Here is a 417-nt window from a genome sequence, read left to right as displayed (position 1 = left end):
AGATGATGACAATGATGGAATTGCAGATGTAGATGAGGGATCAGGCTTAAATGATGCAACTGGAGATGCAGATGGCGATGGAATTCCAAACTGGTTAGATACTGTTGATAATGGAGGATCAGGAGATGGTTCTACTACTGATTATACAGATAGCAATAATGACGGAATTCCAGATGTATATGATACAGATGGCGATGGAGTAGCGAATCATTTAGATTTAGATTCAGATAACGATGGTATTTTAGATGTAGATGAAGGTGGAAATGGCGCATTAGATACTAACGGAGACGGAGTTATTGATGCAAATGATGCAGGCTTTAGTGATACAGACGGTAATGGTCAAGATGACGATTCACAAGCAATATCAGAACCAGATACAGACAATGATGGTGTACCAGACTATTTAGATTTAGATAG

At 38.8% G+C, this 417-nt stretch carries 1 pseudogene; it reads left to right on the top strand.

The features are described from left to right. A pseudogene (locus H3Z83_RS12840) lies at positions 1-417 on the top strand (gliding motility-associated C-terminal domain-containing protein); the annotation flags it as partial.

Origin of the sequence: Tenacibaculum pelagium (assembly GCF_014062345.1) — a bacterium.
Taxonomy (GTDB): domain Bacteria; phylum Bacteroidota; class Bacteroidia; order Flavobacteriales; family Flavobacteriaceae; genus Polaribacter; species Polaribacter pelagius.
The sequence above is the reverse complement of the archived record's forward strand: the minus strand, read 5'-3'. Positions and strand labels throughout refer to the sequence as shown.